This window comes from Micromonospora sp. U21, from assembly GCF_018070045.1.
Taxonomy (GTDB): Bacteria; Actinomycetota; Actinomycetes; order Mycobacteriales; family Micromonosporaceae; genus Micromonospora.
Genome location: NZ_JAGPYK010000001.1, coordinates 231,229 through 256,611 on the forward strand (window position 1 = coordinate 231,229; position 25,383 = coordinate 256,611).

The 25,383-nt window shown below is 73.6% G+C and carries 24 protein-coding genes and 3 tRNA genes; 17 read left to right on the forward strand and 10 right to left on the reverse strand.

Features of this window, described 5'->3' with window-relative positions; genetic code table 11:
- The first annotated feature begins 21 nt into the window (after nucleotides 1-21).
- The 3 genes from KBX63_RS01165 (at nucleotide 22) to KBX63_RS01175 (ending at nucleotide 2,913) form a co-directional block, all read left to right on the forward strand.
- Nucleotides 22-1,149 (forward strand): NAD(P)/FAD-dependent oxidoreductase, encoded by a 1,128-nt coding sequence (locus KBX63_RS01165; protein WP_247661437.1) that lies wholly within the window; start codon nucleotides 22-24, stop codon nucleotides 1,147-1,149.
- A gap of 95 nt (nucleotides 1,150-1,244) precedes the next feature.
- Nucleotides 1,245-2,243 (forward strand): aldo/keto reductase, encoded by a 999-nt coding sequence (locus KBX63_RS01170; protein ID WP_210906907.1) that lies wholly within the window; start codon nucleotides 1,245-1,247, stop codon nucleotides 2,241-2,243.
- 73 nt (nucleotides 2,244-2,316) lie between these two features.
- Nucleotides 2,317-2,913: a TetR family transcriptional regulator gene (locus tag KBX63_RS01175; protein ID WP_074317675.1), complete on the forward strand. Its 597-nt coding sequence runs from the start codon at nucleotides 2,317-2,319 to the stop codon at nucleotides 2,911-2,913.
- A 41-nt stretch (nucleotides 2,914-2,954) separates the two neighbouring features.
- Here the strand turns inward: KBX63_RS01175 and KBX63_RS01180 are convergent, their stop codons facing one another.
- Together KBX63_RS01180 and KBX63_RS01185 are read right to left on the reverse strand one after the other, a co-directional pair.
- Nucleotides 2,955-3,821, reverse strand: a complete 867-nt coding sequence (locus tag KBX63_RS01180) for a 3-methyladenine DNA glycosylase (RefSeq protein WP_210906909.1) — start codon at nucleotides 3,819-3,821, stop codon at nucleotides 2,955-2,957.
- Nucleotides 3,822-3,855: 34 nt separating this feature from the next.
- Nucleotides 3,856-5,295 (reverse strand): hypothetical protein, encoded by a 1,440-nt coding sequence (locus tag KBX63_RS01185; protein ID WP_210906911.1) that lies wholly within the window; start codon nucleotides 5,293-5,295, stop codon nucleotides 3,856-3,858.
- Between the two features lie 174 nt (nucleotides 5,296-5,469).
- Between KBX63_RS01185 and KBX63_RS01190 the strand changes: the two genes are divergently transcribed.
- From KBX63_RS01190 to KBX63_RS01205, 4 genes are all read left to right on the forward strand, one after another.
- The gene (locus KBX63_RS01190; RefSeq protein ID WP_210906913.1) at nucleotides 5,470-6,273 is read left to right on the forward strand and encodes a fumarylacetoacetate hydrolase family protein; all 804 of its coding nucleotides are present in this window, start codon (nucleotides 5,470-5,472) and stop codon (nucleotides 6,271-6,273) included.
- A 108-nt stretch (nucleotides 6,274-6,381) separates the two neighbouring features.
- A tRNA-Gln gene (locus tag KBX63_RS01195) sits at nucleotides 6,382-6,453 on the forward strand.
- A 134-nt stretch (nucleotides 6,454-6,587) separates the two neighbouring features.
- A tRNA-Glu gene (locus tag KBX63_RS01200) sits at nucleotides 6,588-6,660 on the forward strand.
- 153 nt (nucleotides 6,661-6,813) lie between these two features.
- A tRNA-Glu gene (locus KBX63_RS01205) sits at nucleotides 6,814-6,886 on the forward strand.
- 183 nt (nucleotides 6,887-7,069) lie between these two features.
- On the opposite strand, the gene KBX63_RS01210 is transcribed toward KBX63_RS01205, so the two are convergent.
- Entirely contained in the window at nucleotides 7,070-7,756 is a 687-nt protein-coding gene (locus KBX63_RS01210; RefSeq protein ID WP_036374687.1) for an IclR family transcriptional regulator, read from the reverse strand.
- Nucleotides 7,757-7,805: 49 nt separating this feature from the next.
- Here KBX63_RS01210 and leuC point away from each other — a divergent pair, with 49 nt between their 5' ends.
- The 4 genes from leuC (at nucleotide 7,806) to KBX63_RS01230 (ending at nucleotide 12,782) form a co-directional block, all read left to right on the forward strand.
- On the forward strand, nucleotides 7,806-9,251 hold the full coding sequence (gene leuC, locus KBX63_RS01215) for a 3-isopropylmalate dehydratase large subunit (protein ID WP_210906914.1): 1,446 nt from the start codon (nucleotides 7,806-7,808) through the stop codon (nucleotides 9,249-9,251).
- Nucleotides 9,252-9,265: 14 nt separating this feature from the next.
- Nucleotides 9,266-9,853, forward strand: a complete 588-nt coding sequence (leuD, locus tag KBX63_RS01220) for a 3-isopropylmalate dehydratase small subunit (protein WP_210906916.1) — start codon at nucleotides 9,266-9,268, stop codon at nucleotides 9,851-9,853.
- Between the two features lie 172 nt (nucleotides 9,854-10,025).
- Entirely contained in the window at nucleotides 10,026-10,718 is a 693-nt protein-coding gene (locus tag KBX63_RS01225; RefSeq protein ID WP_210906918.1) for an HU family DNA-binding protein, read from the forward strand.
- A gap of 138 nt (nucleotides 10,719-10,856) precedes the next feature.
- Nucleotides 10,857-12,782, forward strand: coding sequence for an endonuclease/exonuclease/phosphatase family protein (locus KBX63_RS01230; protein ID WP_210906920.1), 1,926 nt, complete (start codon nucleotides 10,857-10,859; stop codon nucleotides 12,780-12,782).
- Nucleotides 12,783-12,795: 13 nt separating this feature from the next.
- Here KBX63_RS01230 and KBX63_RS01235 read toward each other — a convergent pair whose 3' ends face one another.
- The 5 genes from KBX63_RS01235 to cofC are packed head-to-tail and all read right to left on the reverse strand — an operon-like array spanning nucleotide 12,796 to nucleotide 18,484.
- Nucleotides 12,796-13,674 (reverse strand): NUDIX hydrolase, encoded by an 879-nt coding sequence (locus KBX63_RS01235; protein WP_210906922.1) that lies wholly within the window; start codon nucleotides 13,672-13,674, stop codon nucleotides 12,796-12,798.
- A complete protein-coding gene (locus KBX63_RS01240; RefSeq protein ID WP_210906924.1) occupies nucleotides 13,662-15,182 on the reverse strand; it encodes a CYTH and CHAD domain-containing protein in 1,521 nt (506 codons plus the stop codon). Before KBX63_RS01240 ends, KBX63_RS01235 begins: the two co-directional genes overlap by 13 nt.
- Nucleotides 15,183-15,207: 25 nt before the next feature.
- Nucleotides 15,208-17,562 (reverse strand): RNA degradosome polyphosphate kinase, encoded by a 2,355-nt coding sequence (locus tag KBX63_RS01245; RefSeq protein ID WP_210906926.1) that lies wholly within the window; start codon nucleotides 17,560-17,562, stop codon nucleotides 15,208-15,210.
- 54 nt (nucleotides 17,563-17,616) lie between these two features.
- The gene (locus KBX63_RS01250; protein ID WP_007456426.1) at nucleotides 17,617-17,814 is read right to left on the reverse strand and encodes a cold-shock protein; all 198 of its coding nucleotides are present in this window, start codon (nucleotides 17,812-17,814) and stop codon (nucleotides 17,617-17,619) included.
- A gap of 22 nt (nucleotides 17,815-17,836) precedes the next feature.
- Nucleotides 17,837-18,484, reverse strand: a complete 648-nt coding sequence (cofC, locus tag KBX63_RS01255) for a 2-phospho-L-lactate guanylyltransferase (RefSeq protein ID WP_307871575.1) — start codon at nucleotides 18,482-18,484, stop codon at nucleotides 17,837-17,839.
- Between the two features lie 127 nt (nucleotides 18,485-18,611).
- Between cofC and KBX63_RS01260 the strand changes: the two genes are divergently transcribed.
- From KBX63_RS01260 to KBX63_RS01280, 5 genes are all read left to right on the forward strand, one after another.
- Entirely contained in the window at nucleotides 18,612-19,346 is a 735-nt protein-coding gene (locus KBX63_RS01260; protein ID WP_210906930.1) for a 1-acyl-sn-glycerol-3-phosphate acyltransferase, read from the forward strand.
- Nucleotides 19,343-20,362, forward strand: coding sequence for an NAD(P)H-dependent glycerol-3-phosphate dehydrogenase (locus KBX63_RS01265; RefSeq protein ID WP_210906932.1), 1,020 nt, complete (start codon nucleotides 19,343-19,345; stop codon nucleotides 20,360-20,362). The genes KBX63_RS01260 and KBX63_RS01265 overlap by 4 nt, the downstream gene beginning before the upstream one ends.
- Before the next feature lie 7 nt (nucleotides 20,363-20,369).
- A complete protein-coding gene (locus KBX63_RS01270; protein ID WP_210906934.1) occupies nucleotides 20,370-21,488 on the forward strand; it encodes a cystathionine gamma-lyase in 1,119 nt (372 codons plus the stop codon).
- Between the two features lie 8 nt (nucleotides 21,489-21,496).
- Complete coding sequence (locus KBX63_RS01275; RefSeq protein ID WP_210906936.1) at nucleotides 21,497-22,285, forward strand: putative protein N(5)-glutamine methyltransferase; 789 nt, start codon at nucleotides 21,497-21,499, stop codon at nucleotides 22,283-22,285.
- A gap of 324 nt (nucleotides 22,286-22,609) precedes the next feature.
- Complete coding sequence (locus KBX63_RS01280) at nucleotides 22,610-23,659, forward strand: ROK family protein (protein ID WP_210906938.1); 1,050 nt, start codon at nucleotides 22,610-22,612, stop codon at nucleotides 23,657-23,659.
- A 58-nt stretch (nucleotides 23,660-23,717) separates the two neighbouring features.
- On the opposite strand, the gene KBX63_RS01285 is transcribed toward KBX63_RS01280, so the two are convergent.
- Together KBX63_RS01285 and KBX63_RS01290 are read right to left on the reverse strand one after the other, a co-directional pair.
- On the reverse strand, nucleotides 23,718-23,918 hold the full coding sequence (locus KBX63_RS01285) for a DUF397 domain-containing protein (protein WP_210906940.1): 201 nt from the start codon (nucleotides 23,916-23,918) through the stop codon (nucleotides 23,718-23,720).
- Between the two features lie 5 nt (nucleotides 23,919-23,923).
- On the reverse strand, nucleotides 23,924-24,769 hold the full coding sequence (locus tag KBX63_RS01290) for a helix-turn-helix transcriptional regulator (protein ID WP_210906942.1): 846 nt from the start codon (nucleotides 24,767-24,769) through the stop codon (nucleotides 23,924-23,926).
- 276 nt (nucleotides 24,770-25,045) lie between these two features.
- Here KBX63_RS01290 and KBX63_RS01295 point away from each other — a divergent pair, with 276 nt between their 5' ends.
- The gene (locus KBX63_RS01295) at nucleotides 25,046-25,264 is read left to right on the forward strand and encodes a hypothetical protein (protein ID WP_210906944.1); all 219 of its coding nucleotides are present in this window, start codon (nucleotides 25,046-25,048) and stop codon (nucleotides 25,262-25,264) included.
- Nucleotides 25,265-25,383 lie beyond the last annotated feature (119 nt).

Here is a 25,383-nt window from a genome sequence, read left to right on the forward strand (position 1 = left end):
AGACAGCGTACGGTAACGGAGATGATGTTGCGAATTGCGATCGCCGGTGGTGGCCTCGGCGGCCTGACGCTGGCCCAAATCCTGCACCGGCACGACATCGACGCGGTCGTGTACGAACGCGAGGCGAGCCGATCCGCGCGATCACAGGGCGGAATGCTCGACCTGCACCCGGAGTCCGGGCAGCAGGCCCTGGCCGATGCGGGCCTCACCGGCCGGTTCCGGTCCGAGGCGCGGCCGGAGGGCGAGGAACATCGCATCCTCGACCCGGCCGGACGCACCCTCGTGCACCACAAGCCACAACCCGGCTCATTCTCCGGACGCCCCGAGATCGACCGCAGCGCACTGCGTGACCTTCTGCTTGATTCGCTCCCCGGCGACGCGGTCGCGTGGCATCACCGGCTCGTCGCGGCGACGCCACGACCCGACGGAGGGTTCGGGCTGACGTTCGACGGCGGCCACAGCGCCGACTGCGACGTCCTCATCGGCGCGGACGGCGCACGCTCGGTCGTCCGGTCGCTGCTGACCGACACGAGACTCTCGCACGTGGCCACCTTGGTGGAGCTGAGCATCAGCGACGCGGACCGGCGTCACCCGGATCTCGCCGAGCTGGTCGGCCCCGGGAACCTCTGGTGCATCGGCGTGAACCAGGTCCTGGCAGCGCAACGCCTCGGCGACGGCAGCATCCGGGTTGGGATCTCCCTACCCCCGGACGATCGCAACATGGACGCCTACCGCAGCAAGCGCGCTCTGCTCGACATGTTCGACGGCTGGGACCCCAGCCTTACCGCGCTCATCGAAGCCGGCAGTCCGCCGACCCCACGCAGGATCGAGGCGATGCCCACCGGTACACGCTGGGCCCACCAACCGGGCATCACCCTCATCGGTGACGCCGCGCACCTCATGCCGCCGGTCGGCGAGGGCGCCAACCAAGCCATGCTCGACGCCGCCGAACTCGCCGCCGAACTCGCCGCCGGCCCCGCCGACCCCGACTCGGCGATCCAGACCTACGAGGAGGCGATGTTCACCAGAATCCACCCGATCGCCGAGATGTCCGCACGGGTCCAGGCAATGATGCTGTCCGCCACCGCAGCCGACCAGGTCGTCCGCTTCTTCACCCCACGGCCCACCGAGCCGGCATCCGCGGACTGACAACAGGCGACGTGCCCATCCTTTGACTGACAGAATCTGGAATCTGTCAGTCAAAGGATGTACGCTCAACGGGTCACCCCAGGAGAGGAAGACCCATGGACACCCGCACCCTTGGCACCACCGGCCCCACCGTCTCCGCACTCGGGCTCGGCCTGATGGGCATGTCCGACCTCTACGGCGCCGCCGACGAGGCCGAGAGCATCGCCACCATCCACGCCGCGCTCGACGCCGGCGTCACCCTGCTCGACACCGGCGACTTCTACGGCATGGGGCACAACGAGCTGCTGCTGCGCGAGGCGCTGCGCGGCCGCAACCGGGACGACGCCCTCATCAGCGTCAAGTTCGGCGCCCTGCGCGACATCGAGGGTGGCTGGAACGGCATCGACGTCCGACCCGCCGCGATCAAGAACTTCCTCGCGTACACCCTGCGCCGGCTCGGCACCGACCACGTCGACATCTACCGCCCCGCCCGACTTTCGCCGGACGTGCCGGTGGAGGACGTGGTGGGCACCCTGGCCGAGCTGGTCAAGGCCGGCCACGTCCGGCACATCGGCCTGTCCGAGGTGAGCGCCGAGACGCTGCGCCGGGCGCACGCCGTGCACCCCATCACCGACCTCCAGATCGAGTACTCGCTGATCAGCCGCGACCCCGAGGCCGAGATCCTGCCGACGGCCCGCGAGCTGGGCGTCGGGATCACCGCCTACGGGGTGCTCTCCCGCGGCCTGATCAGCGGCCACTGGACGGCGCGACGAGAGACCGCCGGCACCGACTTCCGCAGCCACCTGCCCCGGTTCGCCGGCGCCAACCTGGACCGCAACCTCGCCCTGGTGGACGCGCTGCGCGCCATCGCCGAGGCCCGCAGCGTCACGGTGGCGCAGATCGCCATCGCCTGGGTGCTCGCCCAGGGCGAGACCATCGTGCCCCTGATCGGCGCCCGCCGCCGGGACCGGCTGACCGAGGCGCTGGGCGCCGCGGCGATCAGCCTGACCGAGGCGGACCTGGCCGCGATCGAGGCCGCGGTCCCGGCCGGCGCGGCCGCCGGCAGCCGCTACGACGAGGCGCAGATGGCGCACCTGGACAGCGAGCGGGAATGATCACCGCGCCGTGGCGCGACCACCGCCCGGGGGCCGCGCCACGGCCGTCCGCACGGTCAGGGAGGCTGGAGGAATGAGCGACGCCACCGCCCTGACGGCCGACCGCATCCTCGACACCGCCGAGGAGGTCCTGCGCCGGTACGGGCCGGCCAAGGCCACCGTGCTGGACGTCGCCCGCGCGCTGGGCGTCAGCCACGGCAGCGTCTACCGGCACTTCGCCAGCAAGGCCGCGCTGCGCGAGGCCGTCGCCGAACGCTGGCTGGCCCGGGTCTCCACCCCGCTGATCGAGGTGGCCACCGGTCCCGGCCCGGCCCCGCAGCGGCTACGCCGTTGGCTGGCCGAGCTGAGCGGCACCAAGCGCCGGATGGCCCGCGAGGACCCGGAGCTGTTCGACAACTTCCATCAGCTCGCCACGCTCTCCGAGGGCGCGGTCGCCAATCACCTGGAGGTCCTCGCCGGCCAGCTCAGCCTGATCGTCGCGGACGGGGTGGCGGCCGGCGAGTTCAGCGTGCCCGACCCGGCGGTGGCCGGCCGGGCGCTGTTGCAGGCCACCGCCCGGTTCCACCACCCGTCCCACCGCACCGAGTGGAGCGAGCCGGGCCTCGACGACGACATGGCAGCGGTGGTCGCGCTGCTCATCGACGGCCTGCGTACCCGCCCGGCGAGCTGAGTCGGTCGCCCGCCGGTCAGGCTGGCACGGTGGCGAGCAGGTCACGCTGACACGGCGGCGAGCAGCCGGTCGCGGAGCACGGCGGCCCGGTCGGCGAAGCCGCGTTGCGCGGCGGCGTACTCCGCCCGGCCCTCCGGCGTCTCCACCCGTACCGGCGGGTGACCGAGCGCCGCCAGGTCGTACGGGGAGGCCCGCATGTCCAGGGTGCGGATCTCCCGGGCCAGCTCGAAGCAGTCCGCGACGAGCTCCGAGGGCAGCAACGGCGACAGCTTGTACGCCCACTTGTAGAGGTCCATGTTGGCGTGCAAGCAGCCCGGTTGCTCGTGCGCATGCTGTGTCTCCCGGGTCGGGCTGAGCACATTCAACGGCCGGGCCGGCGGCGTGAAGAACCGGAACGCGTCGAAGTGACTGCACCGCACCCCCCGCTCCTCGACGATCGCGGCGGTCCGCTCCGGGTCCAGACGCAACGGCCAGGCGTTGTGCCGCAGCTCCTCGCGGGTCTGCCGGTAGACCATCGCCCACTCGTGCATTCCGAAGCAGCCGAACTGCGGCGTCCGCCCGGCGGTGGCCGTCAGCAGCGAGCGGATCCAGCCGATCGAGTCGCCTCGTCGTGCGCGTACCGCCTCGGTGTCGAGGGTGACCCCGACGTCGGTGGCGCGGTAGTCCCGGCCGAACTCGGCCGGATCCGCGCCACGCAGGTCGACCCCGGCGCCCGGGTGCCAGCGGCGCAGCTGGGCCGGACGGTGCGAGTAGTAGGTGAACAGGAAGTCCGCCACCGGGTGCCGCTCGCCGCGGCGTCGGCGGGCCAGGTGCGGGGTCAGCCAGGCATCCACCCGCTCCTCGTGGGCCCGGCGGCGGGCCTGCCAGGCCGCCACGTCGAGCACGGCGGGGGCGAGGGCGGCGGTCACGGACCCCAGGGTACGACCGCCGCCCGCCCGCCGGTCAGGGCATGTCCACCCGCACCCCGGCGGAGAACACCCCGCTGCGCAGCTCCAGCTGCCGGGGCGGGTCCCGCCCGTCGACCGTGAAGACCAGCGGGAGCACCACCCGACTGCCCGCCGCCACGGGATCGGCGAAGACGTCCCGACCCAGGTTGGCCGCCCGGGTCGCCGGCTCGTCGGTGCTCACCCAGCGCCCGCCGGACAGGTAGGCCCGTTGCAGCTGGCCGTGCCAGGGCTGCTGATCGCCGGTGACGTTGCGCACACCGACGGTGGCCTGGCAGCGCCGTCCGCCGGCCGGTGCCGTGCCGCCGCCGTCGGCCGGCCGAGCGGCGCCGGCCGTACCGCAGGACATCCGGTACACGGTGAACTCGAACGCCGACTCGCGCAGCGGCACGCCGACCGGGCCGGAGACCGCCGTGCCCATCCACGCGCCGCTGGTCGGCTGCTTCTGGGTGTCGATCGCCGCGACCCGACGGGTCGCCGTCCAGCCGGCGGCGCCGAGCACGCCGGCCAGCACGACCACCGCCGCGCCGACCAGCAACCAGACCGGCGGAGTACGCCGCCGCGTCGCCGGACTGGGGGCGGACGGACGCGGATAGACCGTCCCGCGTCCGTCGTCGGGCGCGCCGCTCGTGGCCAGGGCGGCGGCCGTCACCCGACGCCGACGCTGGCGACGCCACACCCAGAACGCGCCGGCGCAGAGCAGCAGCAGGACGGCCAGCCCGGCCAGCAGCACCGGGATCTGCCGCCAGGGCGGCGCCTCGGTGACCTGGGCCGCCGGTGTCGCCGCCGCCTGCCAGGTGGCTGTGGCGCAGTCGTACGGCCGGCTGCCGTCGCTGGTGAACGCGCAGGCCGGCGCGGTCAACGGTTGGCCCGGCGCGGTCGCCGCGAGCGCCGTCCCCAGCGTGGTGGTGCTGTGCGCGGGCAGCCTCAACCGCCAGGTCACCTCGGCGGCGGACCCGCCGGCGCGGGTGGCCCGCCCGCCGGAGCTGATCGAGGTGGCCGAGGCGCCGGGTGGCAGCTCCTGTCGCACCGTGGTGTCGACCGGCGAGTTGCCCACGTTGCGGACGTGGATCCGGTACCGCGGCGCGGGGCTGCTCTCCGGCGCGACGGCCACCGTGACCGGTGGCGGGATGGCCTTGGCCGGTGTCCGCGAGGGTGGCGCCACCGCTGGCGGAGCCGATGGTGGGGTGGGCTCCGGGCTCGCCGCGGCGGGTGCCCGCGCGGCCACCGCCACCGTCGGTGGCGTGCCGGTGACCGGTGCCGGCGTGGCCGCCGCCGGTCGTGGTGTGGCCGCCGTTGGTTGTGGTGTGACGGCCGGTGGTCGTGGCGTGGCCGCCGCCTCCGGGTCCGCCGCCGGCAGGGCCGGTACGGCGGCGAGGATGCCGAGGCAGTGCACGAGCACTGCGAGGGCTCTGTGGTGTCGTGTCGATGCAGGCATACGAACGAACCTCCGGAGCCGACGCTAGGGGCGGGCCGCCTCCGTGCGGGTACGAAGTCGGGAAGCCGGCCCGGGCCGTCGTCGCCTCGGGTAAGGTGCCGCGCTCTGACGGTTTGAGCACACCCGGCAGCCGGTCCTGGCCGGTAAACCCGTCGCCGGGGCTAGATTGGCCAGGTGCGTATCGCTCGTTTCGCTCATGCCAAGGGAATGTCGTTCGGGGTCGTCGAGGGCGAGGCGGAGGCTGGGCCGCAGGCCCTGACCATCGCCGAGATCGAAGGCCACCCGTTCGGCAAGCTCTCCTTCAGTGGGGCCCGCTGGGCCCTCTCCGACGTCCGTCTGCTCTCGCCGATCCTGCCCAGCAAGGTGGTCTGCGTGGGTCGCAACTACGCCGACCACGCCGCCGAGCACGGCACCGAGGTGCCCAAGGAGCCGTTGCTCTTCCTCAAGCCGTCCACCTCGGTGATCGGTCCCCGGGACGCGATCCGGCTGCCGATCTTCTCCAAGCAGGTGGAGCACGAGGCGGAGCTGGCGGTGGTGATCGGGGCGCCGGGGGCGCGCCGGGCCGACCGGGCCGCCGCCGAACGCGCCATCTTCGGCTACACCTGCGCCAACGACGTCACCGCCCGTGACCTCCAGCGCTCGGACGGGCAGTGGACCCGGGCCAAGGGCTTCGACTCGTTCTGCCCGATCGGTCCGTGGATCACCACCGGGCTGGACGTCTCCGACCTGGAGATCCGGTGTGAGGTGGGCCGTAACCCGGAGGAGATGGAGGTACGCCAGCTCGGCCGGACGAAGGACATGGTCTTCGACGTGCCCGGCCTGGTGTCGTACATCTCGCACGTGATGACGCTGCTGCCCGGCGACGTGGTGCTCACCGGCACGCCGGCAGGGGTTAGCCCGCTCGTCGAGGGGGATACGGTCACCGTGCGGATCGAGGGCATCGGCGAGCTCACCAACTCGGTGATCCCCGTCGCCTGATCCGTCCGATGCCCCTGTTTCCGCAGCTCACGAGCGGTTCGGGGGGATCGGATTTGGCCTGCCGGCACCGGGAGGGTAATGTTCACTCCCGGCGCCGCAAGGGGCCAATGGGGTATGGGGTAATTGGCAGCCCGACTGATTCTGGTTCAGTTAGTCTAGGTTCGAGTCCTGGTACCCCAGCGCAGCTGGGATTCGCGAGAATCCCGGACGCTGGATTCTGACGGAGTTCGGCTCCGTCCCTCGCGGGGCGGAGAGTGGTCTCTGGTAGAGTGCAGCTCCTCCGCCCGCCAGGGTGGAGGAGCAGAAGTGGTTCTGGCCCCGTCGTCTAGTGGCCCAGGACGCCGCCCTCTCAAGGCGGTAGCGCCGGTTCGAATCCGGTCGGGGCTACAACAGCGCACAGCCCGTCTCACCTGGTGAGGCGGGCTGTTTCGTGTCCGCCTCGCGTGCCCCGTGGGGCCCGCACCCCGTGCTGCCCCCGGGGTACGGTGCCGCTAGACTACAGCCGCACCGCTCGCCAGGGCGGTGAAGCAGGAAAGTTCTGGCCCCGTCGTCTAGCGGCCCAGGACGCCGCCCTCTCAAGGCGGTAGCGCCGGTTCGAATCCGGTCGGGGCTACAACCAAGGCCCGTCTCGCACAGCGAGACGGGCCTTTCCCATGTCCCAACCCGGATTCCCCAGGCGACCCCGCCGACTTCCGGTGATCATGAAGTTGGCGGCGCGACACGCCGGTGCCGGTGACGCTAACTTCATGATCACTAGGGCCGGGGCCGGGGCCGGCCGGCGAAGGGTGTTGGGCGATCAGAGGCCGGAGAGGCGTTGGCCCGCTCGCACGACGGCCATGGCGTGGCGTTCGCCGGGGCGGCGGCCGAGGCGCTCGATCGGGCCGGAGATGCTGACGGCGGCGATCACCCGACCGGTGCGGTCCCGGATCGGGGCGGAGACGCTCGCCACACCGGCCTCCCGCTCGGCGACGCTCTGCGCCCAGCCACGGCGCCGTACCTCGGCCAGGGTGCGGCCGGTGAACTTGCTGCGCGGCAGCAGTGGCATCACCGCCTCCGGTGGCTCCCAGGCGAGCAGGATCTGGGCCGCGGAACCGGCGGTCATCGGCAGCACCGACCCGACCGGAACGGTGTCCCGCAGGCCGCTGGCACGCTCCGCCGCCGCCACGCAGATCCGCTCGTCGGCGCGGCGCAGGTAGAGCTGTGCGCTCTCGCCGGTGGCGTCGCGCAGCGCGGCCAGCAGCGGTTCGGCGGCGGTCAGCAGGACGTCCGGCGCGGCGTTGGCCAGCTCGCCCAGCCGCGGGCCTGGGCGCCAGCGGCCCTGGGTGTCCCGGACCAGCATCCGGTGAATCTCCAGGGCCTGCGCCAGCCGGTGCGCGGTGGCCCGGGGCAGCTTCGTGCGCTCAACGAGTTCGGCCAGGCTGGCGCCGTCGACACAGGCGGCCAGGATGACCACCGCCTTGTCGAGAACGCCGACACCGCTCATACTGTGTCCCACAAGCCGAAACTTACCTCCCAGAATTTAGGATGTCCAGATGGTGGGAGTCACTCCTGAGCCGAGGACCCTGGCCGAGAAGGTCTGGGACGCGCACGTCGTACGGTCCGCCGCTGGTGAGCCGGACCTGCTCTTCATCGACCTGCACCTGCTGCACGAGGTGACCAGCCCGCAGGCGTTCGACGGGCTGCGGCTCGCCGGGCGCCGGGTGCGCCGTACCGACCTGACGCTCGCGACCGAGGATCACAACACCCCGACCGGGTACGCCGATCCGGCGTTCCGGTCCCGCCGCGGTGACCTGCTCACCATCGCGGACCCGACGTCGCGGACGCAGATCGAGACGCTGCGCCGCAACTGCGCCGAGTTCGGCGTGCGGCTGCACCCGCTCGGCGACGACAACCAGGGCATCGTGCACGTGATCGGCCCGCAGCTCGGGCTCACCCAGCCGGGCATGACCATCGTCTGCGGCGACTCGCACACCGCCACCCACGGCGCGTTCGGCGCGCTCGCCTTCGGCATCGGCACCAGCGAGGTGGAGCACGTGCTGGCCACCCAGACGCTGCCGCAGAGCCGGCCGAAGACCATGGCCGTGAACGTCACCGGCCGGCTCGCGCCCGGCGTGACCGCCAAGGACCTGGTGCTCGCGCTGATCGCCCAGGTCGGCACCGGCGGTGGTCGCGGGCACATCGTCGAGTACCGCGGCGAGGCCATCCGCGCCCTCTCGATGGAGGGGCGGATGACCATCGCCAACATGTCCATCGAGTGGGGCGCCAAGGCCGGCATGATCGCGCCGGACGAGACCACCTTCGCGTACCTCAAGGGTCGGCCGAACGCGCCGCAGGGCGCCGACTGGGACGCGGCGGTCAAGTGGTGGCGGACGCTGCCCACCGACGAGGGCGCGCGCTTCGACGCCGAGGTGACCCTGGACGCCAGCCAGATCACCCCGTTCGTCACCTGGGGCACCAACCCCGGTCAGGGCGCGCCGCTGAGCGCGCCGGTGCCGGACCCGGCGGAGTTCGCCACCGACTCCGAGCGTGCCGCGGCCCGCCGCGCGCTGGAGTACATGGACCTGCGCCCCGGCACCCCGCTGCGTGAGCTGCCCATCGACGTGGTCTTCGTGGGCTCCTGCACCAACGGCCGGCTGGAGGACCTGCGGGCCGCCGCGGACGTGCTGCGCGGCCACACGGTCGCCGACGGCGTCCGGATGCTCGTGGTGCCCGGCTCCGCCGCCGTGCGCGAGGCCGCCGAGGTCGAGGGGCTGGACAAGGTCTTCGTCGACGCCGGCGCCGAGTGGCGGTTCGCCGGCTGCTCGATGTGCCTGGGGATGAACCCCGACACGCTGAAGCCGGGCGAGCGCTCCGCCTCCACCTCCAACCGCAACTTCGAGGGCCGTCAGGGCCGGGGCGGTCGTACCCACCTGGTCTCCCCGCCGGTCGCCGCCGCCACCGCCGTGGTCGGTCGGCTGGCCGCCCCCGCAGACCTGTAGAAGGGACCGACGAGATGGACAGGTTCACCACCCACACCGGCACCGCCGTGCCGCTGCGGCGCTCCAACGTGGACACCGATCAGATCATCCCGGCCGTGTACCTCAAGCGGGTGACTCGCACGGGCTTCGCCGACGGTCTGTTCAGTGCCTGGCGGGAAGATCCGGCATTCGTGCTCAACGATCAATCGTATTCCGGGGCGTCGATCCTCATCGCCGGTCCGGAGTTCGGCACCGGGTCCTCCCGCGAGCACGCCGTCTGGGCGCTGCGGGACTGGGGCTTTCGCGCTGTCGTGGCCCCGCGCTTCGGCGACATCTTCCGCGGCAACGCACTCAAGGAGGGTCTGCTGCCGGTCGAGTTGGAATTGAGAGCCGTCGAAGCATTGTGGGACCTGGTCGAGGCGGATCCAGGCACCCCGGTGACCGTCGACCTGACGGCCCGCCAGCTCCGCGCCGGGGACACCAGCTGGCCGTTTCCGCTGGATGACTTCAGCAGGTGGCGGTTGCTGGAGGGCCTGGACGACATTGGACTCACCCTCCGGCACGCCGCCGACATCGACGCCTACGAGGCGGGCCGACTGTCGTTCCTGCCCTCGGTGGCATAGCCGTACGCCCGATCGCACACCGGATTCCGCCCCCATCGGTCCAACCGGTGGGGGTGAATCCGTTACGACACAAGGGCTTTTTTCTACCGAATGTTTGTGTCCCGGCAGCACAGGGCATACCGTGCGCGCAGAATGGCTCGCGTCGAGTCAGTTGCACAATCGGGAGGAAGTCGTGAACAAGGCCGAGCTCATCGAGGCGCTCGCCGTTCGCCTGGGGGACCGGAAAACGGCGACGGCCGCGCTCGACGCGGTCCTCACTGAGGTCCAGGCGGCGGTTACCAAGGGCGAGAAGGTGGCGATCACCGGATTCGGAGCCTTCGAAAAGCGTGTGCGTGGCGCCCGAACAGCGCGCAACCCGCGTACCGGCGAGGCGGTGAAGGTCAAGAAGACATCTGTCCCCACCTTCCGTGCCGGCGCCGGGTTCAAGGAGATGGTGGCCAGCGGCAAGGTGCCGAAGGCCACGGCGGCGGCGAAGAAGGCCGCCGCCACCGCCGCCAAGGCGGCGGGCACCAAGGCGGCGGGCACCAAGGCGGCGGGCACCAAGGCGGCGGGCACCAAGGCGGCGGGCACCAGGGCCACCGCGGCCACCAAGGCGGCCGGCAAGAAGACCGCCCCGGCCAAGGCGGGCAAGACCGCCGCGGCCACCAAGGCGGCCGGCAAGAAGGCCGCCCCGGCCAAGGCGGGCAAGAGCACGACGGCGACCAAGACGGCCGCCAGCAAGAAGACCGCTCCGGCGAAGAAGAGCGCCGCGGCGACCAGGTCCACCGCGGCGAAGAAGACCACCACGGCGGCGAGCAAGAGCGCGGCGGCCAAGAAGGCCCCGGCGAAGAAGGCCCCGGCCAAGAAGGCGGCCAGCAAGCGCTGACCGACCTGCACGAAAGGGCGTCCACCCGTGTGGTGGGCGCCCTTTCGGCGTAGCCGGACCGTTGACCGGGCCGGCCGGCACGCGCAGAATCGCCGTGCCGGCCCCCCTTGCCGGCCCGCCGACGGGAAGAGGGCGCCGGTGCGCTACCGCCAGCTCACCACCGGATGGCTCGCGCTGGGCGTCATCCTGCTCATCGACGTGCTGCGGGTCTGGCTGCCCGGCATCATCACCATCTTCGGCCAGGCCGCGTCCACCCCGGCCGAGCTGATGGGCGCGTTCGCCCTCGGCTGGTTCGTGCTCGCGCTGGCCGCACCAGCGCTGGTCCGCAGGGTGGGCGCCCGCCCGGTCACCGTCGCCGCCGCCGTTGTGCTGGCCGCCGCCCGGCTCGCGCTCACCGCCGCCCCGAGCGGGCGTACGCAGCTCTGGCTGGCCACCGCCGGGCTGTTGGCCGGGTTGGTCTGGCTGGTCAGCGTTGCCGCGGACACCGACCGACCGGTGCCGGGGCTGGCGCTGGGGTTGGCGGCCAACGCGGCCGTACACGCGGTGCTGGACACGTACGACCTGATCTGGCGGGGCGACTGGGTGGCCTGGCTGCTCAGCGCCGTGGCGGTGACACTGTTCCTGCTCGGCACGGCGCTGCCGACCCTGCCTGCCGGTCCCGGGGGCGCCCACGCCTGGCTGCTGGCCGGGCCGGCACTGCTGCTGGCCGGGATGGTGGCGCTCGCACCGGCCCTGGCGCTGAGCGGAACCTCGTACCTCGTCGCCGGGGACGGCGTGGCCCGCTCGCCGCTGTTCGGGCTGGCACCGGTGCCGGTGGCGGTCGCCGGATTCCTGTTGGCCGCGCTGACCGGTCCGCCCCGGCGGTGGGGCCGGGCGCTCGGGCCGGCGGCGTTGCTGGCCGGTGCGCTGCTGTTCGCCCTCGACCGGGGCGACCTGCTGCTCCCGGCCGTCCTGCTCGCCGCCGTCGGTCTCGGCGCCTGCCTCGCCCTCGCCGACGACGCCGGCGACCGGCCCGACACCGGCGACGACGCCGGCCGTGTCGAAGGCGTGGGCGGCGCCCAGGACAGCGCGCGCACGGCGGGCCGCCGGGGGTACGCGACCGCCGGCGGCATGCTCGTCTTCGCGTTGGGCGCCGTCGGCTACTACTCCGCCTACGACCTCGGCTACCCCAACGGTGCGGTGCCGGTGGTGGTCGCCGGGCTGGTCGCCGTCGTGGCCCTGGCCGCCCGTCCCGCCGGCCGCCCGATCCGGGCGCCGTTGCCGCCGCTGCGGACCACGGCCGCTGTCACCGCGCTGGCCCTGCTGGCGCCGCTGCTGGCCGACGAGGTGCCGGCCACCAGCAACCGCAACGGCCCACCGGACCGGCTGACCGTGGTGGCGTACAACATCCGGATGGGCTTCGGGCTGGACGGCCGGTTCGACCTGGCCGCGCTGGCCGACGTGATCGACCGGCAGCGGCCGGACGTGGTGCTGCTCAGCGAGGTGGACCGGGGCTGGCTGCTCAACGGCGGTCACGACACGCTGGACCTGCTGTCCGACCGGCTCGGCATGCCGTACGTCTTCGGGCCGGCCGCCGACCCCGTCTGGGGCGACGCGGTGCTCAGCCGTTGGCCGGTGACCGATCCGCGGACCCTGCCGCTGCCCGCCGTCGGGGCACCCACCGGTGCGCAGGCCCTCGCCGTCACCCTGGACCTCGGCGAGGGCGTACGCACCGCCGTGGTCAGCACCCATCTGCAACCGCCGCCCGGTCGGGGGCCGGTGGTCCAGGCTCGCGCGGTCGCCGACTTCGCCACCGGGTACGCGGCCGGCCGACCGCTGGTGGTGGCCGGCGACCTGAACACAGAGCCCGGTGACGAGGCGTTCGGGCAGTTCACCGCCACCGGTCTGGTCGACGCGCTGGCGGCCGCCCGCCCGCTCGCGACCAGCCCCGCCGACGACCCGCGCCAGCAGATCGACCACGTCTTCGTCTCGCCCGGCCTGACCCCCACCGACCCGGTCGCGCCGCCCGGCACGGCCAGCGACCACCTGCCCGTGGCGGTCACCCTCACCCTTCCGCGCCGATGACCGCTTGCGGCGGCTACAGGCGGTCGGCGGCGAGCAGCCGGTCGGCGGTGAAGGCGAGCAGCCAGCCGCTGCCCTTCGGGGTGATGAAGTCCTCGTCGGCGCGGCCGGTCAGCTGTGCCAACGCCCCCGGCAGCACCTTGCCCTGGCTGCACACCGCCGCCTGCCCGCCGGCGCTGGCCAGCTCCAGTAGCCGGGCGGCGGTGGCCAGGACCTGCTCGTCGAGCTGCTGGCCCGGCTGCGGCTCGTCCAGATCGCCGCAGATCTCGATCGGCAGGTCGAGTAGCGCGGCAGCCGGGTCCAGGGTCTGCACGCAGCGGCGCGGCGAGGCCGACACCAGACGGGCCGGCCGGACCAGGGCGATCAGCCCGGCCAGCGCGTACGCCTGGGCCCATCCCTCGGCGTCCAGCGGCCGGCCGGTGTCCGGGCCCGTCCAGGTGGCCCGTTTGCCGGCGTGCCCGTGCCGTAGCACCGCGACCGTCCCGGTCACCGGCGGCAGCGCGGCGAACGCGCCCAGCACCTCGGCGTCGTGCGGGTAGCTGACCAACCGGATCGCGTCGTCCACGGCGAGCCAGCGCACGTCGTCCACCTCGGTGCCGGGCTGGAAGCCGCCGACGCCCACCGCGAGCATCGACCAGTAGTCGACCAGCTTCGGCTGGCCCTCGCTGCGGTAACGGACCGACGGCAGCCGCACCTGCGGCACGCCCTGCACGTCGGACTCCTCGGCCACCTCGCGTACCGCCGCGACCAACGGGTGCTCGCCCGGCTCCAGCTTGCCCTTCGGCAGCGTCCAGTCCCCGTAGCGTGGACGGTGCACGACGCAGACCTGCACACCGTCGGCGGACGGTCGCCACGCCACCCCACCGGCCGCCCGGATGCCGGTCACGGCAGCCATCGGGTCCGCCGTCGCCGGGTGGCCCGGTGCCAGGCGGCGGGGAAGCGGGCACGCATTCGGCGTACCGTCTCGCGTTCCCGTTCGGCCAGCCGACCGGCGGTGACCGCCAGCTCGTGGTCGTCCGGGCGGCCGGCGGCGAGGGCCAGCCAGGTGTCCGCGGCGACGGCGGCGTCCTGGTGCTCGCCCAGCACGTCCTGTACCCCGGCCAGCGCGCGGGACAGCCGGCGCGGAGCCCTGCCGAGGGCCGGGGCCACCGCGTTGACCGCGTACCGGGCCTGCTTGCCGTCCCTGCGCACGGCGTGCCAGCGGTCGTCCGGCGCCAGCGGGTCGAGGGCGTCGACGCCGTCCGGCCCGGTCAGTTGTCGCCAGGGGCGCGCCACCAGCCCGGGCAGCGCCCGCTCCGACGGGGCGGCCGCCCGGCGGGTGAGCCGGGGGGCGCGGGCGGCCAGCACCAGGGCGTCCACCAGCGCCAGGTAGCGCGCGGAGCGCAGCGCCTCGTGGACCGCGGCGAGCGCCAGCCGTTGCTGTTCGGCGAGCGCCTCGTCCAGCCGGTCCACCGCGCCCGGGTCGAGCGGGCTGAGCGGGTCGGCGGTCGCGGTGCGCCGCAGCCGGTTGCGCAGCACCTCGGCGTCGCGGGCCGCGCCGAGCACCGCGGCCAGCCAGCGCAGCTCGGCCCGCAGTGGGCGGGACCAGCTCCGGCGTACCAGCGGCGCGAAGGTGCGCAGGTCGGTGCGGAGCCGCCGGCAGGCGACCCGCATCTGGTGGACGGCGCTGTCACCGTCGCCGCCCGGTGCGTGCAGCCGCACCAGCGGGTCGTGTGCCAGCAGGCGGCGTACCTCCTTGCGGATCGCCTCGGTCACCACGTCTCCGGCGCTCGGGTCGGCCGGCAGCCCGGCCGGCGCGACCAGATCCGGCTCGGCCCGCGCCGCCGCGTCCAGCGCCCGCACGTGCTTCGGAACGAACGCTCCGCCCCGCGCGCCGGCCTTTCGCAGCACCGCGCCGATCCGGTCCAGCAGTTTGCGGTCGCCGGCCTTGAGCTCCACCTCCAGCTCGCGGAAGGTGCCGGTGGTGGCGCCGGCGTCGTCGAGCACGGTCACCCGGTCGTCCACCACCTCGGCGAGCACCGTGCCGGCGCTGTCGCACACCTCGTGGGCGTGCCGGACGGTCCGCAGCACCGTCACCGGCGCCAGCGGCGCGCCCCGGTGCAGGGCGGTGACCAGCTCCACCAGCTCCGGCGGCGGCTGCCCGACCGGCCCCGGGCGGGAGATCTCGTGCCGGACGCCGGGCGTCGACGTGGGCAGCTTCACCGTCCAGGGCAGATCGTCGCCCCGGCGGTGGCGCAGTGAGGCGCCGGCCCGGGCAAGCCGCAGGTCGACGGTGTCGAGGTAGCGGGCGACCAACGTCACCGGCGGCAGCGCGCGGACCCGGCCACCGGCCGGGGAGGTGGTGGACAGGTCCGGCAGCACGTAGGCGTCGTCCACCTCGTGCTTCTGCTCCTCCTCCACCATCAGGTCAGCCTATGCCGCGACCCGGTCAGCCGGCGGTGCCACCGACGCGGCGCAGCAGCAGTTCCTGGAGATGCTGCCGGGACGCCTCGTCGCCGCCGGAACGCCGGCTCCAACAGCCGTCCCCGGCCAGTTCGAACGCGTCCACATCGGGGCTCATCGCCAGGTTCAGCACCTGGTCCAGCTCGGCTCGGGCCACCGGGTCGCTCACCTGCACCAGCGCCTCCACCCGCCGGTCCAGGTTGCGGTGCATCAGGTCCGCCGAGCCCATCCAGAACTCGGCGTTGCCGTTGTTGCCGAACCGGAAGATGCGGGAGTGCTCCAGGAACCGGCCGAGGATCGAACGGACGCGGATGTTCTCCGACAGCCCCGGCACCCCCGGGCGCAGCGTGCACATGCCCCGGATGAGCAGGTCGACGTGTACGCCGGCCTGGGAGGCCCGGTACAGCGCGTCGGTCACCCCCTCGTCGACCAGCGAGTTGACCTTGAACTGGACGAGGCCGGGCATGCCCAGCCGGACATGCGAGATCTCCCGCTCGATCCGCTCGATCAGGCCGCTGCGAATGCCCTGCGGGGCGACCAGCAGCCGCCGGTACGCGGTCTGCCGGCTGTAGCCGGTGAGCACGTTGAACAGGTCGGTGAGATCGGCGCCGATCTCCGGGTCGGCGGTGAGCATGCCGAAGTCCTCGTACAGCCGCGCGGTCTTCGGGTGGTAGTTGCCGGTGCCGATGTGGCAGTAGCGGCGGATCTGGTTGCCCTCCTGCCGGACCACCAGCGCGGTCTTGCAGTGCGTCTTCAGGCCGACCAGGCCGTACACGACGTGGCAGCCGGCGCGTTCCAGGGTGCGGGCCCAGCCGATGTTGGCCACCTCGTCGAAGCGGGCCTTCACCTCCACCAGCACCACCACCTGCTTGCCGGCTGCGGCCGCGTCGACCAGCGCGTCGACGATCGGCGAGTCGCCGCTGGTGCGGTAGAGGGTCTGCTTGATGGCCAGCACGTCCGGGTCGGCGGCGGCCTGCTCGATGAAGCGCTGCACGCTGGTGGCGAACGAGTGGTACGGGTGGTGCACCAGGATGTCCCCGTCGCGCAGGGTGGAGAAGACGCTGCGTGGCACCTCACCCTCGGCGAGCCGGGGGTGGGTGGCCGGCACGAACGGCGGGTCCTTGAGGTCCGGCCGGTCCGCCTCGCCGTAGACCTGCCAGAGCGCGGAGAGGTCCAGCAGCCCGGGCACCCGCAGCACGTCCTGGTCGTCCATGTCCAGTTCCCGGACGAGCAGGTCCAGCATGTGATCGGAGATGGACGCGGCCACCTCCAGCCGGACCGGTGGCCCGAACCGGCGCCGCGCCAGCTCCCGTTCCAGGGCCTGGAGCAGGTCCTCGTCGCGGTCCTCGTCGACCTCCACCTCGGCGTTACGGGTGACCCGGAAGAGATGGCACTCGACCACCTGCATGCCGCTGAACAGCTGCCCCAGGTGCACCGAGATCAGGTCCTCCACCGGCACCATCCGCACGCCCGGCTGGTCCCGGTCCACCCGTACGAAGCGGGGAACGTTGTTGGGCACCTTCACCCGGGCGAACAGCTCGGAACCGCCGTCCGGGTCGCGGACCGCCACCGCCAGGTTCAGTGACCGCCCGGAGATGTACGGGAACGGGTGCGCAGGGTCCACGGCGAGCGGGGTCAGCACCGGGAAGATGTGCTCCCGGAAGTAGGTGCGCAGCCGCTCCCGCTCGACGTCGCCCAGCTCGCCCCAGCGCAGTATGCGGATGCCCTCGTCGGCCAGCTTGGGCAGCACGTCGTCGACGAAGCAGGCGGCGTGCCGGGCGACCAGCTCGGCGGTCCGCTCGGCGATCAGCTCCAGCTGGGTACGCAGGGGCAGCCGGTCGCCGCCGCGTACCGGAAGGCCGGCGGAGAGCCGTCGCTTCAGTCCCGCGATCCGCACCATGTAGAACTCGTCGAGGTTGCTGGCGAAGATGGCGAGGAACTTGGCCCGTTCCAGCAGTGGGGTGCGCTGGTCCTCGGCGAGCGTGAGCACCCGGGCGTTGAAGTCGAGCCAGGACAGCTCCCGGTTGAGGAACCGGTCCTCCGGCAGCGGCGTGGGAGCGGGCGGCTCGTCGCCGGGCGCGGCGTCCGCCGCCGGGATCGGCCCGGCTCCGCCGGCCCGGTCCTCGGCCGGGGCGGACGGGACGACGGGGTCGATGACCTCGTCCAGCCCGGAGGAGGCCGCGGCCGGATCGTCGGCGAGCGTGTCGGCGCGGGCGGCGCCGGCGCGTTCGGCCCGAGAAGGGCGGAACCGGCCGTCGGCGCCACGGGTGGGGGCGCCGTTGCGGGGCGTGGCGGGGTCGGTGGCGGGCGGGCTGGCCGGGTGCTCGCGAGGGGTGCTCACCCGCTCATAATCACCCGATCCCGGTTAACGCAAAATGAACTTGGCTCCGTCGGGTCAGTTCATCGTCGGTAATGTCACCCGGACGACCTCGCCGTCGGGATCGGTGTCGATGCGGACCCGCTGGCCGAGCCGGAGCAGCCGCAGCCCGGAGGCGTCGAAGGCCCGGGCGGGGAAGCGCAGCTCGGTGCCGTCGTCGAGCAGCAGAACGCCGCTGCGCGTCGCCGCGTCGTAGCTGGCCACCGTGCCTTGCATGCTGGCACCGTACACCGGCGGGTCAGCCCGCGGAGCGGGCCGGGCAGCCGGCGGCGAGCAGCGCGGCGGTGTGCGGCCCCAGCCCGAGCCGGGCTGCGGCGGCCAGGTCCGCGGCGGTGTCCACGTCCCGGCGCAGGCTGGGCCAGTCCCCGGTCAGGGGCAGCGCCCCGCTCGCCGCGTGCGCCGCCGCCGAGCCCACTCCGAAGCGTGGGTCCAGGGGGATGCCCGGCGGCGCCGTGAGCAGCACCGTGCCGCCGCCCGGTGCGTCCGGCACGAACCGGCGTACCCCCGCTCGGCCGGTCTGCGCCGCGAGCAGCGCGCCGGCCAGCTCGGCCGGGCGCAGCGCCGGCAGGTCGGCGGTGAGCCCGCCCACCCACCCCGCGGGCACGCCCGCCGCGCCGTGCCGGAAGGCGGCGTTCAGACCGGCGTCCGGCTCGTCAGGTAGCACCCGTGCGCCGGCGGCCCGCGCCGCAGCCGCCACCCGGGCGTCGTCGGTCACCACCAGAACCTCGGCGACCGTCGGGCAGGCCAGCACCGCGCGGAGCGTGTCCGCCGCCAGCGCCAGCGCCAGCTCCTCGTGCGGTACGCCGGGCAGCGCGCCCCGCAGCCGGCTCTTCGCTGCGGTCAGACGCTTCACCGGCACCACCACGGCCCACCCCGACTGACTCACGTCGGCAATCCTGCCAGCCGGACGGCGGGACCCTCGCTGGCCGTACCGGGGGCGAGCAGGCATGATTTCCGCTGCGGGTGTCGCGGACGGGGTTCGCGGCGGGGTCGGGGCGCGACGAGGAGGCACAGTGGTACGGCGGAGGCTGGGGTTCTGGCAACGGTTCGCCGTGGCGCTGGTCAAGCCGGTGATGACCGTCTGGACCCGGCGCACCTGGCGCGGCATGGAGCACCTCGGCCGGGACGGCGGCGTCATCATCGTCGCGAACCACATCTCGCACGCCGACCCGCTGGTCTCCGCGCACTTCATCTTCGACTCCGGGCGGTGGCCGCGGTACCTGGGCAAGGCCAGCGTGTTCCGGGTGCCGGTGATCGGCTGGATCCTGCACCGGTGCCGGCAGATCCCGGTCGAGCGGAACACCGTGGACGCGGTCCGCTCGCTGGACGCGCTGGTCGCGGCGCTCGACGAGGGCGGCGCGGTGGTGATCTACCCGGAGGGCACCACCACCCGGCAGCCGGAGTTGTGGCCGATGAAGGCCAAGACCGGCGCCGCCCGGCTGGCGCTGGCCACCGGTGCTCCCGTGGTGCCGCTGGTCATGTGGGGGCCGGAGCGGATCTTCGACCCGCGGACCACCCGGATCAACCTGCGTCCGCGGATCCCGGTGACCGTGGTCGCCGGCGAACCGGTCGACCTGAGCCGGTGGGCGGACGCCCAGCCGACCCGAGCCACCCTGGAAGAGATGACGGACGCCATCATGCTGCGGCTGCGCGACATGCTCGCCGAGATCCGTGGCGGCACGCCGCCGCCGCTCTGGGAACGACCGGCCCGACCGTCCGCCGAGCGTCAGCAGGGTGGTGTCGCGTGAGCGAGCGAACCGGCGGGCACGTCGCGGTGCTCGGCGCCGGTTCCTGGGGCACCGCGTTCGCCAAGATCCTGGCCGACGCGGGGCGGGACGTGACGGTGTGGGCGCGCCGCGCGTCGGTGGCGGAGAGCATCCGCACCGAGCGGCGCAACCCGGAGTACCTGCCGGACCTGTTGCTGCCGGCCCGGGTCACCGCCACCCACGACGCGGTCGAGGCGATCACCGGCGCCGAGGTGGTGGTGCTGGCCGTGCCGTCGCAGACCCTGCGCGGCAACCTCGCCGAGTGGGCCGGGCACCTGCACCCGGACGCCACCCTGGTGTCGCTGATGAAGGGCATCGAGCTCGGCACCACCAGGCGGATGAGCGAGGTCATCGTGGAGACCGCCGGCGTGGCCGCGGACCGCGTGGTCGTGGTCTCCGGCCCGAACCTGGCCCCGGAGATCGCCGCCGAGCAGCCGGCCGCCACCGTGGTCGCCGGGACGAACAGCCACCGCACCGCGCTCGTGCAGGCGTCGATCCGGACGCCCTACCTGCGCCCGTACACCAACGACGACGTGATCGGCTGCGAGCTGGGCGGGGCGGTCAAGAACGTGATCGCCCTGTCGTACGGCATCGCCACCGCGATGGGCTTCGGCGACAACACCCGGGCCATGTTGATGACCCGCGGGCTGGCCGAGACGGCCCGCCTGGGTGTGGCGCTCGGCGCGGATCCGATCACCTTCGCGGGCCTGGCGGGCATGGGCGACCTGGTCGCCTCCTGCTCGTCCCCGCTGGCCCGGAACCGCACCTTCGGTGAGCATCTGGGCCGGGGCGAGACGCTGGAGCAGGCCCAGGCCGCGACCCGGCAGACCGCCGAGGGCGTGAAGAGCTGCCTGGCGATCCGTGACCTGGCGCGGGCGCACGGTGTCGAGATGCCGATCACCGAGCAGGTCGAGCGGATCTGCCACGAGGGGATGGATCCCCGCCTCGCCGTGGACACCCTGATGAGCCGGACAGCCAAACCCGAGTCGTACGAGTGAGGACCCGATGAGCGATCTGGGAGACGGCACCCGCTGCGTGCACGCCGGGCTGCCCGAGCCGGCGCCAGGTGATCCCTTCCTGCCCGGGCCGGTCTTCGCCGCGCCGTACCACCTCGACCCGTGGCAGGGCCCGGCCGGCTCGCCGAACGGCTACGGTCGCCCCGACAACCCCACGCGGCGGCTGCTGGAGGCGGCCGTGGGTGAACTGGAGGGCGGCGACTGCCGGGTCTTCGCCACCGGTCAGGCGGCCATCACGGGCATGCTGCTCACCCTGCTGCGCCCGGGGGACACCGTGGTGCTGCCCACCGACGGATACTTCCCGGTCCGGGCGTTCGCCACCGATGTGCTGGAGGCGATCGGCGTCCGCGTGCTCCTCGTCCCGACCGTCGGGCCGTACCCGTCGCTGGAGGGCGTTCGGCTGGTGCTGGTGGAGACCCCGGCCAACCCGGGCCTGGACGTGGTCGACGTGGCCGCCCTGGCGGAACGGGCGCACGCCGCCGGCGCGCTGCTCGCGGTGGACAACACCACGGCGACCCCGCTCGGCCAGCGTCCGCTGGATCTCGGCGCCGACCTGGTGGTCGCCTCGGGCACGAAGGCGCTCACCGGCCACTCCGACCTGCTGCTGGGCTACCTGGCCAGCCGGTCCGCCGAGCTGATCGAGGCGGTGACGCGCTGGCGTACCACCACCGGCTCGGTGCCGGGCGCGTTCGATGCCTGGTTGGCCCACCGCTCGCTGGGCACGCTCGACCTGCGGCTGGCCCGGCAGAGCGCGAACGCCGCCGCGGTCGCCGATCTGCTCGCCGGCCGGCCGGACGTGACCGGCCTGCGCTGGCCGGGGCGCACCGACGACGCCGCGTACCCGGTGGCCTCGGCCCAGATGCGCCGGATGCCCGGGGTGCTCTCGTTCGACCTGGGCGACGCCGACCGGGTGAGTCGCTTCGTTGAGGCCGCCCGGCTGGTGGTGGCGGCCACCTCCTTCGGCGGCCTGCACACCACGGCGGACCGGCGGGCGCAGTGGGGCGACGACACCGCCCCCGGCTTCGTTCGGCTCTCCTGCGGGGTGGAGGACACGGCCGACCTGGTGGCCGACATCGCCGCCGCGCTGGACGCCGCCGGGCCGGCCTGAGCTAGCCCATGGCAGCATCGTTCCCCACCGACCGGCCGGCCCTCGTGCACCGGCTGCGGACCGCCGGCTGCGTCTACGCCGAGGACGAGGCCGACCTGCTGCTGGCCGCCGCCGACACCCCGGCGGCGCTGGCCGACCTGACCGAGCGCCGGGTGGCCGGTGAACCGCTGGAGCACCTGCTCGGCTGGGCGGAGTTCTGCGGTCTGCGGATCGCCGTCGCCGCGGGCGTCTTCGTGCCGCGGGGCCGGACCGCCCTGCTGGTCGAGGCGGCGGCCGCGCTGACCGGCCCGGCGCCGGCCGTGGTCGACCTCTGCTGCGGCTCCGGGGCCACCACCGTCGCGTTGGCGCACCGGCTCGCGCCGCGCTGGCTGGCCGCCGCCGACATCGACCCGGCGGCCGTGGCGTGCGCCCGCGGCAACCTCACCGGGCTGTCCGCCGAGGTGTTCGAGGGTGACCTGTTCGCGCCGTTGCCCCCGCACTGGCGGGGCCGGCTGAACCTGGTCGTCGCCAACGCCCCGTACGTGCCGACCGCCGCGGTGGCGTTGATGCCCGCCGAGGCGCGGCTGCACGAGGCCCCGGTGGCCCTCGACGGCGGACCGGACGGGCTCACCGTGCTGCGCCGGGTGGGTGTCGACGCCGCCATCTGGCTGGCCCCCGGTGGACACCTGGTGGTCGAGGCCGGCGTCACTCAGGTGGACGCGCTCTGCGACGCGTTCAGTGCCGCCGGGCTGGTGCCGAGCGTGCGGCACGACGAGGACCTGGACGCCACGGCCGTGACCGCCCGCCGCCCCGCCTGAACCCCCTCGCCACGGGCCCACTGACCGCCGCCGCGCCCCGGGCACGCCGCGTCGCGCAGCCCATCGCACCGGCCAGCCCTCACCGAGGTCCATGGGCTGGCCGTACCACTTGTTTGTCCTTTGCTCTGCTTCAACGGGCGCAACAGAAAGATGCCGTCGGTGTCGCGCCGGTTGAAGCAGAGCAAAGGCCGCGCGACAGCAACTCGCGGGTACCGGGACGGCAACCCGGGCATCAAGGAAACCTGGCGGCGGAGGCGGGCGTGGCGGGGAAGAGGTGTTGGCACTAGCCTCGGCTCACACTCATGACGGCGAGAGGCGGTTTCGGTGGGCAGCGCAGGGGTGCCGGTGGTCGTCGGGCTGGACAACGGCGGGACCAGCAACAACGCCACCGTGCTGACGGTGGGCGGCCGGTTCCTGGTGGATGGTCTGCTGGAGATCCCCAGCGAGGTGCGGGCCGGGCCGGACGCCGCCATCGAGGCGCTGGCCCGGGCGCTGGACGGGGCCCTGGCGCAGACCGGCGTGCCACGTGAGCTGGTCCGGGCGGTCGGGCTGGACACTCCGGGCCCGGCGAGCGCCGCCGGCGTCATCTCGTCGCGCGGCTCGACCAACTTCTCCCAGCCGGCCTGGCGTGGCTTCGACGTGCGGGGCGCGCTGGAGCGGCGGCTGGGCCTGCCGGTGGTCTACCACAACGACGGCAACGCGGCCGCGCTCTACGCACACCACGTGTACTTCGGCGCCGAGGCGATGAACCGGTCGTCGGTCTCCGCGATCGTCGGCACCGGCCTCGGCGGCGGTGTGGTCGAGGGCGGCCGTGTGATCGCCGGCGCGGCCGGGATGGCCGGGGAGCTGGGTCACGTGCACATCCCGCTGACCGGGCTGCTCGGCCCGAAGCAGCCGGAGCCCACCTGCGCGTGCGGCTTCACCGGGGACGTCGAGAGCGTCGCCTCGCTGACCGGCATCGAACGCAACCTGCTGCCGTACTGGCTGACCCGGTACCCCGACCACCCGCTCGCCGCCGAGCCGGTCGCCCGCGCGGCGAAGCTGGTCCGCGGCTACGGCGAGCGGGGGGACGCGCTGGCCCGGGACCTCTTCACCCAGCAGGCGGTGGCGCTGGGCCGGCTGTTCACCGTGGCGGCCAACTTCACCGACCCGCACGCGTACTTCGTCGGCGGCGGGGTGGTGGAGGCGGCGCCGGAGTTCCGCGACTGGTTCCTGGCGACGGTGCGCGAGCACACCGTGCTCCGCGAGGAGCAGGCGGCGGTGGCCACCTTCGCCCTGGTGCCGGAGCGGGACATGGCCGGCGCGCGGGGCGTGGCGATCGCGGCCCTGGAGGCACTGCGCGCCGTGCCGGAGCCCGGCCCGCTGGTCGCCTGAGCCGCCGAGCCTGGGCTCTCTGCGCGAGCCTGAGCCCGCGCCGGTCCGCCTCGTCCGCTCAGCGGCGCGGCGGGGCCTGGGCGAAGGCGGTCCAGGCGGCCGGCGGGAACAGCAGGGCCGGGCCGGCCGGGTCCTTGGAGTCGCGGACGGCGACCAGTCGGGGGATCGCGGCCACCTCCACACAGGCACCCTGGTCGCCGCTGCGGCTGCTCTTGCGCCATGCCGCCGCGGCCAGCGCCGCCGTGATCGTCGGTGTCATCGGTCCTACCGTCCCTTCAGGAGTGACAGGAGCTGCTTGCGGCTGTCGGCCGGGCTGAGCGCCACGCTCCGCAGATGCTCCATGATCTTGGTGCAGGTACGCGTCTCGCCGGCCCGGTCGAGGATCATCTGGCCGGCGACGGTCTCCACCGAGGCGATGATCGGGTCCTCCGGGTCGGCGAACTCCAGGATGTGCAGCGAGCCCCGGGTGCCCCGGTGGTAGCCGGCGGAGAGCGGGATCACCTGGACGGAGATGTTCGGTAGCTCGGCCATCTTGACCAGATGGCGCAGTTGCCCGTCCATCACCGATTGGTCGCCGACCGGGCGTAGCAGCGCGCCCTCGTCGATGATCGCGTCGAGGATGGGCGGGTCGTCGCCGGTGAGCCGCTGTTGCCGGTCGAGGCGAACCTTGACCCGTTGCTCCACCAGGTCGTCGCCGAGCGTGTGCGGGCCGCCGCGCATCACGCCGCGGATGTAGTCGGCGGTCTGCAGCAGGCCGGGCACCACCGAGGGCTCGAAGTTGGCGATGGCGGTGGCCTCGGCCTCCAGGGCGATGAAATCGATGGTGCGTGGGTCCAGCAGGTACGAGTACGACACCCACCAGCCTGGCTTGCGGGCGTCCTTGGCGAGCTGCACCGCCGCGGCCACCTCGTCGGCGCCCACCCCGTACGAGGTGAGCAGGGCGCGCACGGTGGCCGGGCTGATCAGTGTCTGCGCGTTCTCGTACCGGGAGAGCGTGCTGCGGGTGCTGTTGATCTCATCCGCGGCGGTCTCGAGCGTCAGCCCGCAGGCTTCCCGATGGTGGCGCAGGGCGATACCGAGCCGGCGGGCGCGGGCGGTCTTCGGGGCCATGCATCGATGGTCGCACACATTTGTGGGAACGTCTGCATGAGAGAACGTCGATGAGAGTTGCATTCACGCCTGTACACGTGTCAATCTGTTATCGCGTCCTCACTGCCGGTTGTCGTGGCGACGGTGGTGGTGAGCGACCGGAGGGGATGGGGCGCGCGGCGATCGGGTTTCTCCCCCGTACCCGATCGTCGCGTGCCGCCGCCATCCCGGCCCGCCGGAAGGAGACGACGTGCGCACCGGTCCGGAGCCCCCCGCCGTACACCCGGACGGCCGACGATGACCCGCTTCCTGGTGGTGCTCACCGACGTGCGTGCCGTGGAGGGCGTCGAGCGCAACGAGCGGACCGCGCCCGAGCGACGCCGGCAGGTGGTCGGCGCCAGCAGCCGGGAGGCCGCCGACCGGATCGCCGGGGCGTTCATGGCCCTGGGCATGGTGCGGGCCGGCCGCCAGCGGGTGAAGGTGATCGCGGTCGGTCGCCGGCACGCCCGGGACTGACGCACCAGCACCGGCCGGCACCCCGCCCGCCGAACAACATCCCGTCACGCACCGTATATCCTCTGCTGACCGAATGCCGTGTCGTGCCGCGGCTCACCGGGTATCGCTTCGCCCTACCG

Bases quoted from the DNA above. Each gene is read 5' to 3' on its own strand.
- KBX63_RS01165 (WP_247661437.1), top strand. From the start codon at position 22: ATGATGTTGCGAATTGCGATCGCCGGTGGTGGCCTCGGCGGCCTGACG.
- KBX63_RS01170 (WP_210906907.1), top strand. From the start codon at position 1,245: ATGGACACCCGCACCCTTGGCACCACCGGCCCCACCGTCTCCGCACTC.
- KBX63_RS01175 (WP_074317675.1), top strand. From the start codon at position 2,317: ATGAGCGACGCCACCGCCCTGACGGCCGACCGCATCCTCGACACCGCC.
- KBX63_RS01185 (WP_210906911.1), bottom strand. From the start codon at position 5,295: ATGCCTGCATCGACACGACACCACAGAGCCCTCGCAGTGCTCGTGCAC.
- KBX63_RS01210 (WP_036374687.1), bottom strand. From the start codon at position 7,756: ATGAGCGGTGTCGGCGTTCTCGACAAGGCGGTGGTCATCCTGGCCGCC.
- leuC (WP_210906914.1), top strand. From the start codon at position 7,806: ATGGTGGGAGTCACTCCTGAGCCGAGGACCCTGGCCGAGAAGGTCTGG.
- leuD (WP_210906916.1), top strand. From the start codon at position 9,266: ATGGACAGGTTCACCACCCACACCGGCACCGCCGTGCCGCTGCGGCGC.
- KBX63_RS01235 (WP_210906922.1), bottom strand. From the start codon at position 13,674: ATGGCTGCCGTGACCGGCATCCGGGCGGCCGGTGGGGTGGCGTGGCGA.
- KBX63_RS01240 (WP_210906924.1), bottom strand. From the start codon at position 15,182: ATGGTGGAGGAGGAGCAGAAGCACGAGGTGGACGACGCCTACGTGCTG.
- KBX63_RS01250 (WP_007456426.1), bottom strand. From the start codon at position 17,814: ATGCAAGGCACGGTGGCCAGCTACGACGCGGCGACGCGCAGCGGCGTT.
- KBX63_RS01270 (WP_210906934.1), top strand. From the start codon at position 20,370: ATGAGCGATCTGGGAGACGGCACCCGCTGCGTGCACGCCGGGCTGCCC.
- KBX63_RS01275 (WP_210906936.1), top strand. From the start codon at position 21,497: ATGGCAGCATCGTTCCCCACCGACCGGCCGGCCCTCGTGCACCGGCTG.
- KBX63_RS01285 (WP_210906940.1), bottom strand. From the start codon at position 23,918: ATGACACCGACGATCACGGCGGCGCTGGCCGCGGCGGCATGGCGCAAG.
- KBX63_RS01290 (WP_210906942.1), bottom strand. From the start codon at position 24,769: ATGGCCCCGAAGACCGCCCGCGCCCGCCGGCTCGGTATCGCCCTGCGC.
- KBX63_RS01295 (WP_210906944.1), top strand. From the start codon at position 25,046: ATGACCCGCTTCCTGGTGGTGCTCACCGACGTGCGTGCCGTGGAGGGC.